A 16163-nucleotide genomic window follows, 5' to 3' on the forward strand; every position below is an offset into this window, starting at 1 on the left:
GCAGTGTAGCCGGGGCCTGAGCTGGCTCGCTTCGGGAGAAAGCACGCGCCAGCGCCGCTGATGGCCGGATCGCCGGCGCACGTCAAGCGCTCAGGCAAGAAAAAAGGGCTGGATCGCTCCAGCCCTTGGCTCTTCAGACCAACCCGATTACAGATTGTCCAGATACGTGCGCAGCTTGTGCCTGCGGCGCAAATTGCGATGTGCCTTCGGCACAGAGCCGAGCGCTGAACGCTCGGCCACCTATTTGTTCAATCAAAGATTGTCCAAATAGGTCCGCAATTTGTCACTGCGGCTCGGGTGCTTGAGCTTGCGGATGGCCTTGGCTTCGATCTGGCGAATGCGTTCGCGGGTGACGTCGAACTGCTTGCCGACTTCTTCCAGCGTGTGGTCCGTGCTCATTTCGATGCCGAAGCGCATGCGCAGAACCTTGGCTTCGCGCGGGGTCAGGCTGTCGAGGATGTCCTTCACCACATCGCGCAGGCCGGCTTGCATCGCTGCTTCGATCGGCGCGGTGTTGTTGGTGTCCTCGATGAAGTCGCCCAGGTGGCTGTCGTCATCGTCACCGATCGGCGTTTCCATGGAGATCGGCTCTTTGGCGATCTTCATGATCTTGCGGATCTTGTCTTCGGGAATCTCCATCTTCTCGGCCAATGTCGGCGCATCCGGCTCAAAGCCGAATTCCTGCAAATGCTGGCGCGAGATGCGGTTCATCTTGTTGATCGTCTCGATCATGTGCACCGGGATACGGATGGTGCGGGCCTGATCGGCGATCGAACGGGTGATGGCCTGACGGATCCACCAAGTGGCGTAGGTTGAGAACTTGTAGCCGCGACGGTATTCGAACTTGTCCACCGCCTTCATCAGGCCGATATTGCCTTCCTGGATCAGGTCCAGGAACTGCAGACCGCGGTTGGTGTACTTTTTGGCAATGGAAATCACCAGGCGCAAATTGGCCTCGATCATTTCCTTCTTGGCGTCGCGCGAGGCCTTTTCGCCCTCGTTCATCTTCTTGTTGATGTCCTTCAGGTCATCAATCGGCACGACGGCCTTGCTCTGGATGTCGATCAGCTTTTGCTGCAGCTCCTGCACGGGCGGCAGATTGCGCGCCAGCACATTGGAATAGGGCTTGCCGGCGGCCACTTCCTTCTCGGCCCAGGCGCGGTTCAGCGCATTGGGCGGGAAAGTCTTGATGAAGTACTCCTGCGGCATGCCGCATTTGTCCACCACGATCTTGCGCAGCTCGCGCTCATAGCGGCGCACATCGTCGACCTGCGAGCGCAGCAGATCGCAGAGCTTCTCAATCGTCTTGACGGTGAAGCGGATGGTCATCAGCTCGGCGCTGATCGCTTGCTGAGCCTTGTTGTAGGAGGCCGACTTGTAGCCGTCCTTCTCGAAGGACTTGCGCATCTTGTCGAAGTTGACGGCCAGCGAATCGAGCTTGACCAGGGCAGCGTTCTTCAGCTCTTCGAGCTTCTTGGTCAGGGCCTTGGAGCCGCCATTGCCGTCGTCGTCGTCTTCCTCGTCGAATTCGTCGAAGTCTTCTTCGGCCACATAGTCGTCCGCCTCATCGGCAGCGACGAAGCCGTCCACCACCTCCGAGATGGTCTTCTCGCCGGCGCGGATCTTGTCGGCCAGGTCCAGGATGTGGGCGATGGTGGTGGGTGAGGCCGAGATGGCCAGCATCATGGCCTGCAGGCCGCCTTCGATGCGCTTGGCGATTTCGATTTCGCCTTCGCGGGTCAGCAGTTCGACCGTGCCCATTTCGCGCATATACATGCGCACCGGGTCGGTGGTGCGGCCGAATTCCGAGTCCACGGTGGACAGGGCGGCTTCGGCGGCTTCTTCGGCTTCTTCTTCGGTCGATGTGGCGGTGGCGCTGCCCTGGATCAGCAGGGTGGCGGCGTCCGGTGCCTGCTCATAGACCGCGATGCCCATGTCGTTCAACATGGAGATGATGGCCTCGAGGATTTCCTCGTTGACCAGCTTCTCGGGCAAGTGGTCGTTGATTTCCTGGTGCGTCAGGAAACCACGCGTCTTGCCCATCTTGATCAGGGTCTTCAGCTCGTGGCGGCGCTTGGCGGCTTCCTCTTCCGTCAGCGCGGTTTCTTCCAGGCCGAACTCACGCATCAGCGCGCGCTCCTTGGCGCGCGAGACCTTCATGCGCAGGGGCTTGGCCTTGGGCTTGTCTTCTGCGACCTCAGCGACTTCGGTTTCCGCTTCAGCTTCCGGCTCGCCTTCCAGGTCGGCTTCGAGATCGGAGAAGTCCTCTTCTTCAACCTCGGTGGCCTTCTTGCCGGTGGCCTTCTTGGTTTCCGTGGCTGCCTTGGGCTTGCGGCCGCGCTTGGGCTTGTCCTCGCCTTCGACCGTGGCCGCCGCCGCCTTGGGGGCCTTCACGGCCTTGGCGGGCTTTTCGGCCTTGTCAGCGGCTGCTGCATCGGCCTTCACGGCCTTGACCACCCGGACAGCCTTGGCTGCGGGCTTTTTGGTCTCTTCGGCTTCGGGAGCGGTGGGCGCGGTCTTCTTGGCAGTCATGCAGATCCTCGGGTGGATGGTGGCGGGCGGGCCGTAAAGCTAGGGAAAGCTGGAAACTGAAAACATTTTTCGCTGAACTCGGTGTGCCGCAGCGTTTTGCAAATGCAGCAGCCACCTGGGGGCGGTTGCTGCGCTTTTCAAGGCGGAGCTCGACCCAGGTGGCATTCAGACGCCGCCGTCAGTACCTGCAATGCAGGCGCCTTCAGCAACGTGGCGCGACCAAGCTAGCGTGTACGTTTTTCAATGCATGGCTTGGCGGATACAGGTGGCCTTGATACCGCTGTGGGTGCCCAGTGTCGCTGGGTGGCCGGGTCCGGAAGCACATGCCGTCACTCTTGAGACGCGCGCGAAAACCCTGAATTATCGCTGATATTGACAGGGCGGCCTCGCGGTTGCCGTCAAATATTGCAGATCAGGCGCTTTCCCCGGGCGTCAAGGCCGTGCTCTGCAAGCTCTGAATACGGGCGCGCAACTGCCTGAATCGCTCCAGGCTCTCGCCCTGCGGGTTGCTCATGGCCAGTTGCTGCGCCTCGGCACCCAGCTGCGCGATCCAGAGCTGGCGCATGGCCATCTGGAAGACCTCGAAGTGCGGCTCATCTTCCGTGAACAGGTCCACCAAGAGGCCGCGCGCCGAATCCAGCACACCGTCCTCGGCCATGGCCGCCTCCAGCACCGACCAGGCACTGGCGCCGTGGTGGACCAGGTGGCGCTCCAGCCAGGCCACCAGCTCGCCATGCACGCCAGGCAGCTGGTGCAGCAGTTGGTGGTCTTCGGCGCTCAGGCGCTCCCACCAGGCACAGTTCAGCAGCAGCATGCGCAGGGCGTTGTCGACCGGCGAGCTGGGCGCGCGCCGCGGCAGCTGTGGCCCCGAGTCCTCGCCGCCATCGCGGCGCTTCCAGCCGCCTTTGCCTTTCCAGTCCTTGGCGTCCACCCATTCTTTCTTGGGCTTCCATGGCTTGCGCTCCGGGCGCGGCTCGCCGGCATGGGCTTGGGGTGCTGCGCTGTCGTAGTCGCCGCCCGCCGGCGCGAAGTCCATCTCGTCATAGTGGGCGGGCGCATCGTCGGGGCCATCGAAGGCGCGTCGGGGGACGGCTTGGCGCGGGCCGGCCTCACGCGTGCCGCTGCGACCCGGGTTGCCTTCGCTTTGCACCTGCCAGGCCGACATCAGGTCCTGGTCGCTCAGCTGGGCGCGGCGCGCCAGTTCGCCGAGCAGGGCGCGCTTCATCAGGCCCTGCGGCAGCGCCTGCCAGAGCGGGCGAGCGTTCGAGAGCATGCGGGCGCGGCCTTCGACGCTGCCCAGGTCGCAGCCCTCGGCCGCGGCCTCCATGAGCTGGCGCGACAGTGGAATCGCCTCCTGCACGCAACGCTCGAAGGCCTCGGCGCCGAGCTCGCGCACATAGGAGTCCGGGTCATGCTCGGCCGGCAGGAACAGGAACTTGACGTTCCGCGTGTCAGTGGCGTGGGGCAGGGCGGCCTCCAGTGCCCGGCCGGCAGCGCGGCGGCCGGCGGCGTCGCCGTCGAAGCTGAAGATCACCGATTCGGTGAAGCGGAAGAGCTTGTGGACATGCTCGGCCGTGCAGGCCGTCCCCAAGGTGGCCACGGCATTGTTGAAGCCGCTTTGGGCCAGGGCCACCACGTCCATATAGCCTTCCACCACCAGGGCGTAGCCGCGTTGGCGCAGGCCGGCGCGGGCCTCGTACAGGCCGTAGAGCTCGCGGCCCTTGCTGAAGACCGGGGTTTCCGGCGAGTTCAGATACTTGGGTTCGCCCTTGTCCAGCACCCGGCCACCGAAGCCAATGGTTTCACCCTGGACATTGCGGATCGGGAACATGATGCGGTCGCGAAATCGGTCATAGCGCTTTTGTTCTTCGCCTTCTTCGCCCGAAACAATCACCATGCCGGCCTCGGCCAACAAGGGGTCGTCATAGGCCGGAAAGGCGCTGGCCAAAGCGCGCCAGCCTTCGGGCGCATAGCCGAGGGCGAAATGGGCCGCGATCTGGCCGGTGAGGCCGCGCTTCTTCAGGTAGTCGATGGCCCGAGGCGATTTTTTCAGCTGGCCGCGGTAATGGTCGCTGGCGCGCAGCAGCACATCGGTCAAGGTGGCCTGGCGCTGCTTTTGCTGGGCTGCGCGTTCGCGTTCCTCGGCCGAGCGCTCGTCCTGCGGCACTTGCATGCCGGCCTGCTGAGCCAGGTCCTGCACGGCTTCGACAAAACCCAGGCCGCTGTGCTCCATCAGGAAGCCGACCGCATTGCCGTGCACGCCGCAGCCGAAGCAGTGGTAGGTCTGGCGCGTCGGGCTGACGATGAAGCTGGGCGACTTCTCGCCGTGAAATGGGCAGAGCCCCTTGTGGTTGATGCCGGCTTTTTTCAGCTCGACATGGCGCCCCACGACTTCGACGATGTCGGTGCGGGACAGGAGATCTTGGATAAAGCCAGGAGGAATCACGCGGCGAGTCTACAAGCTGCCGCTGCCGCCGGCCTCGCGGGCGCGCAGCGCCTGCATCCAGCCCGATTGCGGAAACTGCCGCACCCAGGCCTCGACCTCACCGGCCGGCATGGCCTCGGCGATGCCATTGCCCTGGCCGTGGATGCAACCCAGGCGCAGCAGGGCACGAGCATGGGCGGCGGTCTCCACGCCTTCCGCCACCACCGTGCAGCCAAAGTTGCCCGCAAGGCCGATCACGCCCTCGACCAGGGCGCTGTCCTGGCTGTTGATCAGCATGTTCTGCACGAAGGACCGGTCGATCTTGAGCGCATCGACGGGCAAGCGCTGCAGATAGGTCAGGGTGGAGTAGCCGGTGCCGAAGTCGTCCAGGGCAAAGCTGACGCCGTAGCCGCGGCAGCGTTTGATCAGGGCTTGGGTGGCGCTGATGTCGGCCAGGGCGGCTGACTCCAGCACCTCCAGGCACAGGTGGCGTGCCACCGGCTCACTGTGGCGCTGAATCAGTTCCAGCAAGCGCTGCGCAAAGTCCGGCATCTGCAACTGGCGGGCGGTCACGTTGACGCTGATGTTCAGGCGCAGGCCCAGGGCCAGCCATTGCTCGCTGTGCTTGAGCGCTTGCTCCATCACCCAGTCGCCGACCTGCACACCCAGGCCGGTGCTTTCGATCAGGGGTAGGAAATGCGCGGGGCCGAGCAAGCCGCGCTCGGGGTGTTGCCAGCGCAGCAGGGCTTCCATGCCCAGCACCTGGCCGGTTTGCATATCGATCTTGGGCTGGAAGTGCAGCTGCAACTCGCCCGCATCGAGTGCCTGCTGGACGCGAGCCAGCGCGATCAGGCTGGCCTCATTGCGCAAGCGCTTAGCAGTGTCGAAGAGCTGGAATCCCTTGCGGCCGCCATGCTTGACGCGGTAGAGCGCGTGTCCGGCATGGCGCATCAAGGTTTCGGCATCGCTGTCGTCCTGCGGGAACAGAGTCGCGCCAATGCTGGCGCTGAGTTCGCTGATGACAGGGGCGGGCTCGACCAAGCTGTGGGGCGCGCCGGAGCTGAGCTGGTAGGGCTGGGCCACCACCGAGAGCAAGCGTTCCAGTGCCTGCTGGGCTTCCTCCGGGCCATGGGTGCGCAGCAAGAGACCGAATTCGTCGCCGCCCAGGCGCGCCACCACATCCGACCATTGCGGGCTGCTGCGCAGGGCGGACTGCAGGCGCTGCGCCACTTGCAGCAAAAGGCTGTCGCCTCGCTCCGGGCCCAGCTCTGCATTGATGTGCTTGAACTGGTCCAGATCCAGTCGGCAGATGCTCAGGCGAAAACCTTCGCGCTGGCTGCTGTCCAGCCCCTGGCGCAACAGGCGCATGAACTCATCCTGGTTGGGCAGGCCGGTCAGAGGGTCGAAGCGAGCCTGGCGGTCGAGCAGCTCTTGCTGCTGCAAGGCCAGGGTCAGGTCGGACATGGTGATCACGCGGTAGCGCAGCGGGCCGCTGGGCTCCGGGATGCTGGAAACGGTCAGCTGCAACTGGCAGGCGCTGCCATCGGCTCGGGTCGCCTGGACGCGCGCTTGCCAGAAACCTTCGCTCAGGAGTTGCTGCTGCAGATGCTCGGGGTTCAGGCCCGAGGTCCGCAGCACCGGCAGGGTCAGCGGTGGGGCTGGCTGGCCGACCAGGGCTTCACGCTGCAAGCCCAGCATGCGGCAGAAGCTGGGGTTGGCATCGAGCACGCGGTAGTCGGTGTCGGTGACCGCCAGGCCCTCGTGCAGATGCTGGAACAAGGCCACGCTCATGCGTTGGCGTTCTTCGGCCTGGTGTTGCCAGTTGACATCGCTGAGCAGGGTCAGCAATCGCAAGCTGTGTCCTTGGGCATCTCGCTGCTGAACGCTGCCCTTGAGTTCGTACCAATGCCATTGGCCGGCCGCCGTATTCAGCCGCAGGGGTTCGAGGAATTCATCAGGCCCGCCGGGCGGCAGCAAGCTCTCGATGGCTTGGCGGCAGCGTTCGCGGTCCAAGGGGTGTGCGACGGCCAGCCAGTCGCTGGGCCACGCATCGCGTTCGAGCTGTGTGCCGGTGTAGCGCGCCCAGGTCGGGCAGGCTTGGCTGCTGAGCTCCACCTTGCGCTGGCCGCGTTGGCCGTGGCCGAAGCGCCATTCGGCCAGGCCGATGCCGGTGGCCGCCAGCAGTCCCTGCCAATGCCGTCGTTCTTTGTGTATCTCGGCGCGCTGGGCAAACAACAAGCCAGGCAGCAGGCTCAGGGTGAAGCCGTAAAGCGCTAACACGGCGCTCTGCTCGATGTTGCTCAGCGTGGCCAGAGGCCCTTGAGCCTGAGCGGTGGCCAGGCTCAGGCCGCCCAGAAGCAGGGGAAGCGTGCCCACGGCGAGGCTGCCCTGGCCGCGCAAGGCCAGGACGCTGAACAAGCCCAGCGTCAGCAGCAGCCAACTCAGGCTGGCGACACCGAGTTGCGGCTCTCGCAGCAAGCAGGCCGTGCAGGTCACGCAGGCCGCCGCCAAAGTGACACCGAGCAGTTGCGCGGGCCAGGTACTTGGAGCAGCTGCAAGGTCCGCCAGCTTGAACCGGGCTATGCGCATCAGCAGTGCCGTCAGACCGAGCGCCCCCAGTGCCTGGCTGGCCCAGCTCAGCAAGAGGTGGGCCAGTGCGGCATGTGCGGGCATCAATCCGGCGGCTTGCAGTGCCAGGCAGGCGCCCAAGGCCGACAGGCCGCTGCCGACCAGGCCGCCCAGGATGATCAGCTGCACCATGTCCCGACCGCGCTGCAGCGATGCCTGGAAACCGACCGACTTGAGCCAGTGCACGGCGACCCAGGGGCCGAACACCTGGCTGCAGGCCAGGGCCAGGGCCAGCAGAGGCGGGGTGTCCAGCATCAGGGCCAGCGCCAGATTGCCCAGCCACAGCGCAGTCAACTGGCGCGTGCCCCAGCAAAGAAGGGCTGCCAGCGCCAAGCCGGCGGGCGCCCACAGCAAGCCGCCATGGTGAACGAGGGCGCCAGATCCCGAGCCTGCAGCGGGTTCCAGCCGCATCACCCACCAGGCCCAGAGCACATGGACCAGCAAGAGTGCCAGTGGCTTGAGCAAGCTCAGGCTCGCCGTGGCCAGCGGGCTGCGGTGCACGTGGCGAGGTGTGGGCAGTGAGGAGGTGTCTTCCAAGGCAGTCGATCGCCGGGCTGGCGGCCTGGGCGCGGGAGTTGGGCAGCGGAAGGTGGGCAGCGGTAGATGGTCGAGTGCCGAATGCCCTGCGGTGACCCAGGAGCGGCGCGCCGATGCTAGCAGCCTGGCTCTGAATCGCCGCAGTGCGGCCCCCTCCAAACAGGTGGAATGGCCCCGGGAAAACTATCGGTCTGAACTGGTGTTCAGGGTATGTCCGGGCAAGAAAAAGCCGCCATTGAAAGGCGGCTTGGTGAACAGCGAGCGGGCCGTGCAGAAAATATGTCGGCGCGGCGCCCGAATCGCTCTCAAACGTGGAAATCAGCCAGCGAAGCACCGCCGGCAATTGCGGCCTTCAACCATTTGGGTTGCAGGCCACGGCCGCTCCAGGTCTCGCCGGTTGCTTGGTTGCGATACTTGACTGCGACCTTGGAAGTTTTCACCGGCTTCGGTGCGCGAGTACTCAAGTCAGCAGCGGTCAGGCCAAAATCAGACATCAGAGAACGGACTTTGGCGATCGCATCGGCACGTTCGCGTTCCTTGGTTTCTGAAATTTGTAGGTCAAGCGCAGCCCGTTGGGCCAGGAGGTCTTTCAGGGATGACATTGATGCAAATCCTCGCAAGGTTTGGAGTCCCACCATGGGTGTTCGAATGATTATAGGCATACAAGCCCTAAATCAAACAAGCCCTATGAAACCCTGCTGTGGTTTGCTACGCAGTATTGCCAATTATTTGCCAAAGGCGTTGCGGCTAAATAGTAAAGCGCTGCACCGCTTGGCTGTATCTGCCGCGGCGCAGCGCATGGGCTTCACTTATAGCCGACCCGGTCTAGGATTTGTTGCACCTTTGGCTGGTGGCTGCCCACCACGGCCACGGGAATGGTTTCACTCTTGAAGCGGCCCAAGGCCTCGAGTGCCGGGTTGGCCGGGCGCACCGAGGCCACGGCCGGCCATTCATTGTTGCCATTGGCGAAGTAGGCCTGCGCGGCATCGCTGCTCAGATACTCGAGGAACTTGATGGCATTGGCGCGGTTCTTGGCATGGCGCGCCACGGCTCCGCCAGCAATATTGATGTGGGTGCCCCAGCTTTGCTGATTGGGGAACACCACGCCAATCTTTTCCACGCTGCTGCGATCGTCCGGTTTCTCGGAGCGCATCATGCGCGCGAGGTAGTAGGTGTTGGTGATGGCAATGGCGCATTCACCGCTGGCCACGGCCTTGATTTGGTCGGTATCGCCACCCTTGGGTTCGCGGGCCATATTGAGCACCATGCCCTTCAGCCATTGTTCGGTGGCCGCTGCCCCCAAATGCTCATACACCGAGCCGAACAGGGACAGGTTGTAGGGATGTGAGCCAGATCGGGTGCACAAGCGGCCTTTGTTTTTGGCCGCACCGAGGTCTTCGTAATTGAGGACGTCTTCTTTCTTGACGCTCATTTTGTTGTAAACGATCACGCGTGCTCGGGTCGACAGGCCAAACCATGCCGTGCCTTGCTCGCTTTCCTTGGCTCGCAATTGTTCGGGAATGCGCTGGTTCAGCAAGCTGGATTTCACCGGCAGAAACAAACCCTCTTCCTCGGCTTTCCACAGGCGGGCCGCGTCCACCAACAAAACCACATCGGCAGGGCTGGCCGAGCCCTCGCTTTTCAAACGAGCCAAAAGGCCGGCATCATCGGTGTCGACGCGATTGATGCGAATACCGGTGGTTTTGGTGAAATTGGCGTACAGGGCTTCGTCGGTTTGGTAATGCCGCGCCGAATAGAGGTTCAGCACCTGATCCTGCGCTTGGGCCGTGGCGGCCAGACCCAGGCACAGCCCCAGGCTCAGAAGCGGGCGGGTCAGTGAAGAGGCAAGGTTTCGCATGAAAGAAAACTCCAGACTGTGTGTGTGCGGCGAAGTTTACATTGAACAAGAATGATTCTTGTTTGTGATTGAAAAACAAGCCCGAACACTGCGGGCTTGTTTTTGCACTTGCATCAGGAGCGCGGCTTGAGGCTACTTGCGGATGGCCCGGTCAGGATGACCCCATCACCTCCGCTGTGCGCAGGTGAGTGCTCCCCGCAATTCTTGCCTTCGCGTCGCTCAGGCCGCCGGCGGGACGTAGCCCGCCACTGCTTCGGCGCCGCCGCCGAAGAAGAATTGCTCCATCTGGCGGGCCAGGTATTGGCGCGCGCGCAGATCGGCCAGATTGAGGCGGTTTTCATTGACCAGCATGGTCTGGTGCTTCATCCACAGGGCCCAGGCTTCTTTGCTGATGTTTTGGTAGATGCGTTTGCCCAGCTCGCCCGGGTAGGGCGCGAAATCCAGGCCTTCGCCTTCTTTGTTCAGATGGGTGCAGTGAATGGTGCGTGCCATGGTGTGTTCCTTCTTTTCTCGGGTGTGTGCGGGTCGCTCGGGCTCGGGCTCGGGCTTGCGCTGGGTGGCGCGGACTCTAGCGCGCCGGCAATACCGGGGTGGGCCGTCTGTGTTTGTGTGAGGCTGAGCTCAGAGCTTTTTGACCAGCACCTGGGAGCGGCGGTCCCAGTTGTACTTGCGCTTGCGTTCTTCGGGCAGCCACTCGGGGTCCACGGGGTGGAAGCCGCGCTTGATGAACCAGTGCATGGTGCGTGTGGTCAGCACAAAAATGCTGCTCAGACCTTGCGCCTTGGCGCGCTGTTCGATGCGTTTGAGGATGCGGTCGCCGTCGCCCTGTCCTTGCACATCGGGCGAGACAGTCAGCGCGGCCATCTCGGCCGTGCGCGCTTCCACGTAGGGGTAGAGGGCAGCGCAGCCAAAGATCACGCCGTCATGCTCGATCACGGTGTAGAGCTCGATGTCGCGCTCGATCTCGGTCCGGTCGCGCTTGACCAGAGTGCCGTCGCGCTCGAACGGTTCGATCAGGGCAATGATGCCGCCGATGTCGTCGGAGTCGGCCTCGCGCAGGCTTTCCAGCTTTTCATCGACCACCATGGTGCCGATGCCGTCATGGGTGTAGACCTCTTGCAGCAAGGCGCCGTCAACGGCAAAAGGAACGATGTGCGAGCGCTCCACGCCGGCCTGGCAGGCCTTGACGCAGTGCTGCAAGTAGAAGTCGACGTCGATCGGCGGTGTTGCGCCGGCCGTCGGCTTGTTCGATCGGGCCAACATGCGCACGGCATCGGCCAAGGCCAGTTCGGTGTCCACCGGGCTGTCCGGGTCGCTGGGGTCCTCACGCACGCCGGCCACTTCGCAGACAAACAGCAGCTTGTCGGCCTGCAGGGCAATGGCAGCACTGGTGGCCACGTCTTCCATGGTCAGATTGAAAGCTTCGCCGGTGGGTGAGAAGCCGAAGGGGGAGAGCAGCACCACGGCGCCGCTGTCGATGGCGCGCTGGATGGCCGCCGCGTCGACGCGGCGCACCAGGCCGCTGTGCTGGAAATCAACACCGTCGACGATGCCGACCGGCCGGGCTGTCAGGAAATTGCCGGACACCACACGCACTGTGGCATTGGCCATGGGCGTGTTGGGCAGGCCCTGTGAAAAGGCCGCTTCGATCTCGAAACGCAGCTGGCCGGCGGCCTCCTGGGCGCAGTCCAGGGCCACTGCGTCGGTCACCCGCACGCCGTGGCTGTACTGCGCCTGCTGGCCCTTGGCCGCCAACTGCTCGTTCACCTGGGGCCGGAAGCCATGTACCAGCACGATTTTGATGCCCATGGCGTGCAAGATGGACAGGTCCTGCACAAAGGCATTGAGCTTGCCAGCCGCCACCAGCTCGCCTGGCATGCCCACCACAAAGGTCTCGCCTCGGTAGGCATGGATGTAGGGCGCGACGGAGCGAAACCAGGGGACGAAGGTGTGGGGGAAGACAAGGCTCATGGCCCGCGATTGTGCCGCAGCTCCGGGTCTTCCCTGGGGGGCTTGCGCTTGAACTAGGGTGGGGCGCCCAGGCGAGAAACAGGCAGGTGGATTCGGAGGCGCCTGCCCTTGTTTGGAGCCGGCCGCCGCGGGACAACGATAATCCGCGCCTCGTGAACGCCAAGCCCCCCCATCCCCCTCGTCCGCCGGGCACCGCCCGCCGCGCCCCCAATGAAGCCAATGCAGCCCGTGCTGCCGGGCAGGGCCGTCCGCCGCGTCCACCTCAGCCCGAGCAGACAGGCCAAACGGCGCCTGCCGCCCAGGCCTCGGAAGCTCCGCGCCCTCCGCGCGCCCCGCGCCCGCCTCGTCCGCCTCGGCCAGAGAACGAGCGGCCGCTGCCGCCGGCCAACCCGCTGCCGCCCATCACCTTCCCCGAGTCCTTGCCGGTGTCGAGCCGGCGCGAGGACATCGCTCAGGCCTTGGCCGAGCATCAGGTCATCATCGTCTGCGGCGAGACCGGTTCCGGCAAAACCACCCAGTTGCCCAAGATCGCCTTGGCCCTGGGCCGCGGCCGCGCCAACACCGGCCGCCTGATCGGCCACACCCAGCCCCGGCGCATCGCCGCCAGCAGTGTCGCCAAGCGCATTGCCGACGAGCTGAAGACGCCGCTGGGCGAGATCGTGGGCTACAAGGTCCGCTTCCAAGACCGCCTGCAACCGGGCGCCAGCGTCAAGCTGATGACCGACGGCATCTTGCTGGCCGAGACGCAGACCGATCCGCTGCTGAAAGCCTACGACACGATCATCATCGACGAGGCCCACGAGCGCTCGCTGAACATCGATTTCCTGCTCGGCTATCTGCGCGAGGTGCTGCCACGCCGGCCGGATCTGAAAGTGATCGTCACCTCGGCCACCATCGACGCCGATCGGTTTGCCAAGCATTTCGAGTCCGCCAAGGGGCCTGCTCCCGTCTTGATGGTCTCGGGCCGCACCTTCCCGGTCGAGCAGCGCTACCGGCCGTTTGAAGAGTCGCGCGAGTACGACCTCAACAACGCCATCTGCGACGCGGTGGACGAGCTCTGGCGCGAGGGCGGCGGCGATGTGCTGGTCTTCCTGCCCGGCGAGCGCGAGATCCGCGAAGCGGCCGAGGCCTTGCGAAAGCACCACCCGCCCGGCGTCGAGGTGCTCCCACTCTTCGCGCGCTTGTCGCAGCAAGAGCAGGACCGCGTGTTCGAGCCGCACGGCCAGCGCCGCATCGTGCTGGCCACCAATGTGGCCGAAACCTCGCTGACGGTGCCCGGCATTCGCTACGTCATCGACCCTGGCACCGCACGGGTCAAGCGTTACAGCTACCGCAACAAGGTCGAGCAGCTGCAGATCGAGCCGGTCAGTCAGAGCTCGGCCAACCAGCGTGCGGGCCGCTGCGGCCGGGTCTCAAACGGCATCTGCATCCGGCTCTACGACGAGAAGGACTTCAACGAACGCCCGCGCTTCACCGACCCGGAAATCCTGCGCAGCTCGCTGGCCGGCGTGATCCTGCGCATGAAGTCGCTGGGCCTGGGCCAGGTCGATGAATTCCCCTTCATTGAGCCGCCGCCACGCAAGGCCGTGGCCGATGGCTACCAACTGCTGCAGGAGTTGGGCGCGGTCGATGATTTGAACGAACTGACGCCCTTGGGCCGCGAGCTGTCCAAGCTGCCGCTGGACCCGCGCGTCGGCCGCATGATTTTGGAAGCCCGCAACCGCGAGGCGCTCAACGAGGTGCTGATCATTGCCAGCGCGCTTTCGGGCCAGGACGTGCGCGACCGGCCCATGGAGCAGCAACAAGCGGCCGACGAGAAACACAAGAAGTTTGACGACGAGAAGAGCGAGTTCCTGGGCTACCTCAAGATCTGGAAATGGATCGAGGAGGCCAAGGGCGGGCATGGTGAGCACAAGCTCAGCAATCGGCGCTACGAAGCCCTGCTGCGCGAGAACTTCATCAGCCCGCGCCGCGTGCGCGAGTGGAAGGACATCTACTCTCAGCTGCACACCGTGGTGGCCGAGCAGGGCTGGCGCCTGAATGGCAGCCCCGCCACCTACGAGCAGTTGCACCTGTCCATGCTGGCCGGCCTGCTGGGCAATCTTGGCCTCAAGAGCGAGGACGAGGATTGGTACCTGGGCGCGCGCGGCATCAAGTTCTGGCGCCATCCCGGCGCTCACCTGAGCAAGAAACCGGGCCGCTGGATCGTCGCCGCCGAGCTGGTGGACACCACGCGGCTGTTCGGACGCGGCATTGCCGCCATCGAGCCGCAGTGGCTGCCCGGCATTGCCGGCCATTTGATCAAGACCCAGCTGCTGGAGCCGCATTGGGAGAAGAAGGCGGCCGAGGTGATCGCGCTCGAGCGCGCCACGCTCTACGGCATCGTCATCTACGCCAACCGGCGCGTGAACTTCGGCAATGTCGATGCGAAAGCGGCGCGCGAGATCTTCATCCGCGAGGCCTTGGTCAATGGCGAATGGGAATCGCGCCTGCCTTTCCTGGCCCACAACGAGCGCCAGATCAAGAAGGTCGAGGAGCTCGAGCACAAATCGCGCCGCCAGGACGTGCTGGTCGACGACGAGCTGATCTACGCCTACTACGACAGCCAGCTGCCGGCCGAGGTCTGCTCGGGCGCCACGCTGGAGCGCTGGTACCGCCAGGCCAGCAAGGCCGAGCCCAAGCTGCTGCATCTGAGTCGCGAGGAGCTGATGCGCCACGAGGCCGCTGGCGTCACCACCGAGGCCTTCCCCAAGACCCTGCGCCTGGGCGGCGTCGACTGCACGGTCAGCTATCTGCACGAGCCCGGCGATGCGCGCGACGGTGTCACCGTCAATGTGCCCATCTTCGCGCTCAACCAGGTCAGCGAGGAGCGCTGCGAGTGGTTGGTGCCCGGCATGCTGGCGCAGAAGATCACGGCCTTGCTCAAGAGCTTGCACCAGCGCCCGCGCTCGCGCCTGGTGCCGCTGCCCGATTTCGTCGCCGAGTTCATCGCCAGCAACCCCTTTGCCCAAGGCGCCCTGGTCGAGGTGCTGCTCAAGGCGGTCAAGGAGCGCAGCCAGCTGGCCGTTCAGCGCAATGATTTCAAGCTCGAGCAGCTGCAGCCGCATCTGTTCATGAACTTCCGGGTCGTCGACGAACATGGCCGACAGCTCGGCCAGGGCCGCAATTTGGCGGCGCTGAAGTCAGAGTTGGGCGGCCAGGCACGCTCGGCCTTCCAGGCATTGGCGGCGCTCAAGCTGCCTTCATCGGCGCCTGCTGCCGAGCCGCTGCCACCGGTGGCCAAAGGTGGCATTCGCGCCGAGGTGGTGCAAGCCAAGAAGCCGGTGCAGGAATCCGCCAAGACCTACACCAGTTGGACTTTTGGCGAGCTGCCCGAGCTGATGGAAGTCAGCCGCGGCGCGCAAAGCTTGATCGGCTTCCCGGCCCTGCTGGACCGTGGCGCGCATGTCGAGATCGAGGTCTTCGACGAGCCCGATGTGGCCGCCGCCAAACATCGCCTGGGCCTGCGTCGCCTGGTGGCGCTGCAGCTCAAGGAGCCGCTTAAGTTCCTGGAGAAGAACATCCCCGACCTGCAAAAAATGTCGGTGCTGTTCATGAGCTTGGGCACGGCCGAGGAGCTGCGCGACCAGATCATCGGCGTGGCCCTGGACCGGGCCTTTCTGGCCGAACCTTTGCCCAAGGACGAGTTCAGCTTCAAGACCCGCATCGAGGAGGGCCGCAGCCGCCTCAATCTGATCGCCCAGGAAGTGGCGCGCCAGACCGGCGTGGTGCTGCAGGAGCTGCATGCGGCGCAGAAAAAACTCAAGGACGCGCGCGCTGGCAAGGAGGCGGCTGAGGACATCACAGCCCAGCTGCAGCGCCTGTGCCCGAAGAACTTCGTCAGCGCCACACCTTGGGCACAGCTGCAGCACCTGCCGCGTTATCTCAAGGCCGTCACCGCCCGCCTGGACAAGCTGCGCGCCGATGCCGCCCGTGACGCCAAGTTGCTGAGCGAACTCAAGCCCCTGGAGCAGCGCTATCTGCGCCGCGTCATCGAGCTCAAGGGCACGGCGGACGCACGTCTGGCGGATTTCCGCTGGCAGCTGGAGGAGCTGCGCGTCAGCCTCTTCGCTCAGGAGCTGCGTACGCCCCAGCCGGTCAGCGTCAAGCGATTGGACAAAGTCTGGGCGCAGCTGCAGGGCTGAGTCCAGACTTTGCGGCGAGACTGACATC

General features: G+C 64.4%; 8 protein-coding genes. 1 reads left to right on the forward strand and 7 read right to left on the reverse strand.

The window, feature by feature from the left end:
* Window positions 1-252: 252 nt before the first annotated feature.
* From rpoD to argA, 7 genes are all read right to left on the reverse strand, one after another.
* Window positions 253-2532, reverse strand: coding sequence for an RNA polymerase sigma factor RpoD (gene rpoD / locus ACQY39_RS11300; RefSeq protein ID WP_428506232.1), 2280 nt, complete (start codon window positions 2530-2532; stop codon window positions 253-255).
* Window positions 2533-2944: 412 nt separating this feature from the next.
* On the reverse strand, window positions 2945-4978 hold the full coding sequence (dnaG, locus tag ACQY39_RS11305) for a DNA primase (protein ID WP_428506234.1): 2034 nt from the start codon (window positions 4976-4978) through the stop codon (window positions 2945-2947).
* A gap of 9 nt (window positions 4979-4987) precedes the next feature.
* Window positions 4988-8086 (reverse strand): EAL domain-containing protein, encoded by a 3099-nt coding sequence (locus ACQY39_RS11310; RefSeq protein WP_428506236.1) that lies wholly within the window; start codon window positions 8084-8086, stop codon window positions 4988-4990.
* Between the two features lie 341 nt (window positions 8087-8427).
* The gene (locus tag ACQY39_RS11315) at window positions 8428-8724 is read right to left on the reverse strand and encodes an H-NS family nucleoid-associated regulatory protein (protein WP_428506238.1); all 297 of its coding nucleotides are present in this window, start codon (window positions 8722-8724) and stop codon (window positions 8428-8430) included.
* 203 nt (window positions 8725-8927) lie between these two features.
* Window positions 8928-9980, reverse strand: coding sequence for an extracellular solute-binding protein (locus tag ACQY39_RS11320; protein ID WP_428506240.1), 1053 nt, complete (start codon window positions 9978-9980; stop codon window positions 8928-8930).
* A 219-nt stretch (window positions 9981-10199) separates the two neighbouring features.
* The gene (locus ACQY39_RS11325; protein WP_428506242.1) at window positions 10200-10472 is read right to left on the reverse strand and encodes an oxidative damage protection protein; all 273 of its coding nucleotides are present in this window, start codon (window positions 10470-10472) and stop codon (window positions 10200-10202) included.
* 129 nt (window positions 10473-10601) lie between these two features.
* Complete coding sequence (gene argA, locus ACQY39_RS11330; protein ID WP_428506244.1) at window positions 10602-11951, reverse strand: amino-acid N-acetyltransferase; 1350 nt, start codon at window positions 11949-11951, stop codon at window positions 10602-10604.
* Window positions 11952-12103: 152 nt separating this feature from the next.
* Between argA and hrpA the strand changes: the two genes are divergently transcribed.
* Window positions 12104-16135 (forward strand): ATP-dependent RNA helicase HrpA, encoded by a 4032-nt coding sequence (gene hrpA / locus ACQY39_RS11335; protein ID WP_428506246.1) that lies wholly within the window; start codon window positions 12104-12106, stop codon window positions 16133-16135.
* The last annotated feature ends 28 nt before the right edge of the window (window positions 16136-16163 follow it).

It is taken from the genome of Roseateles sp. (assembly GCF_965262435.1).
In the GTDB taxonomy this organism is placed as follows: Bacteria; Pseudomonadota; Gammaproteobacteria; order Burkholderiales; family Burkholderiaceae_C; genus Paucibacter_A.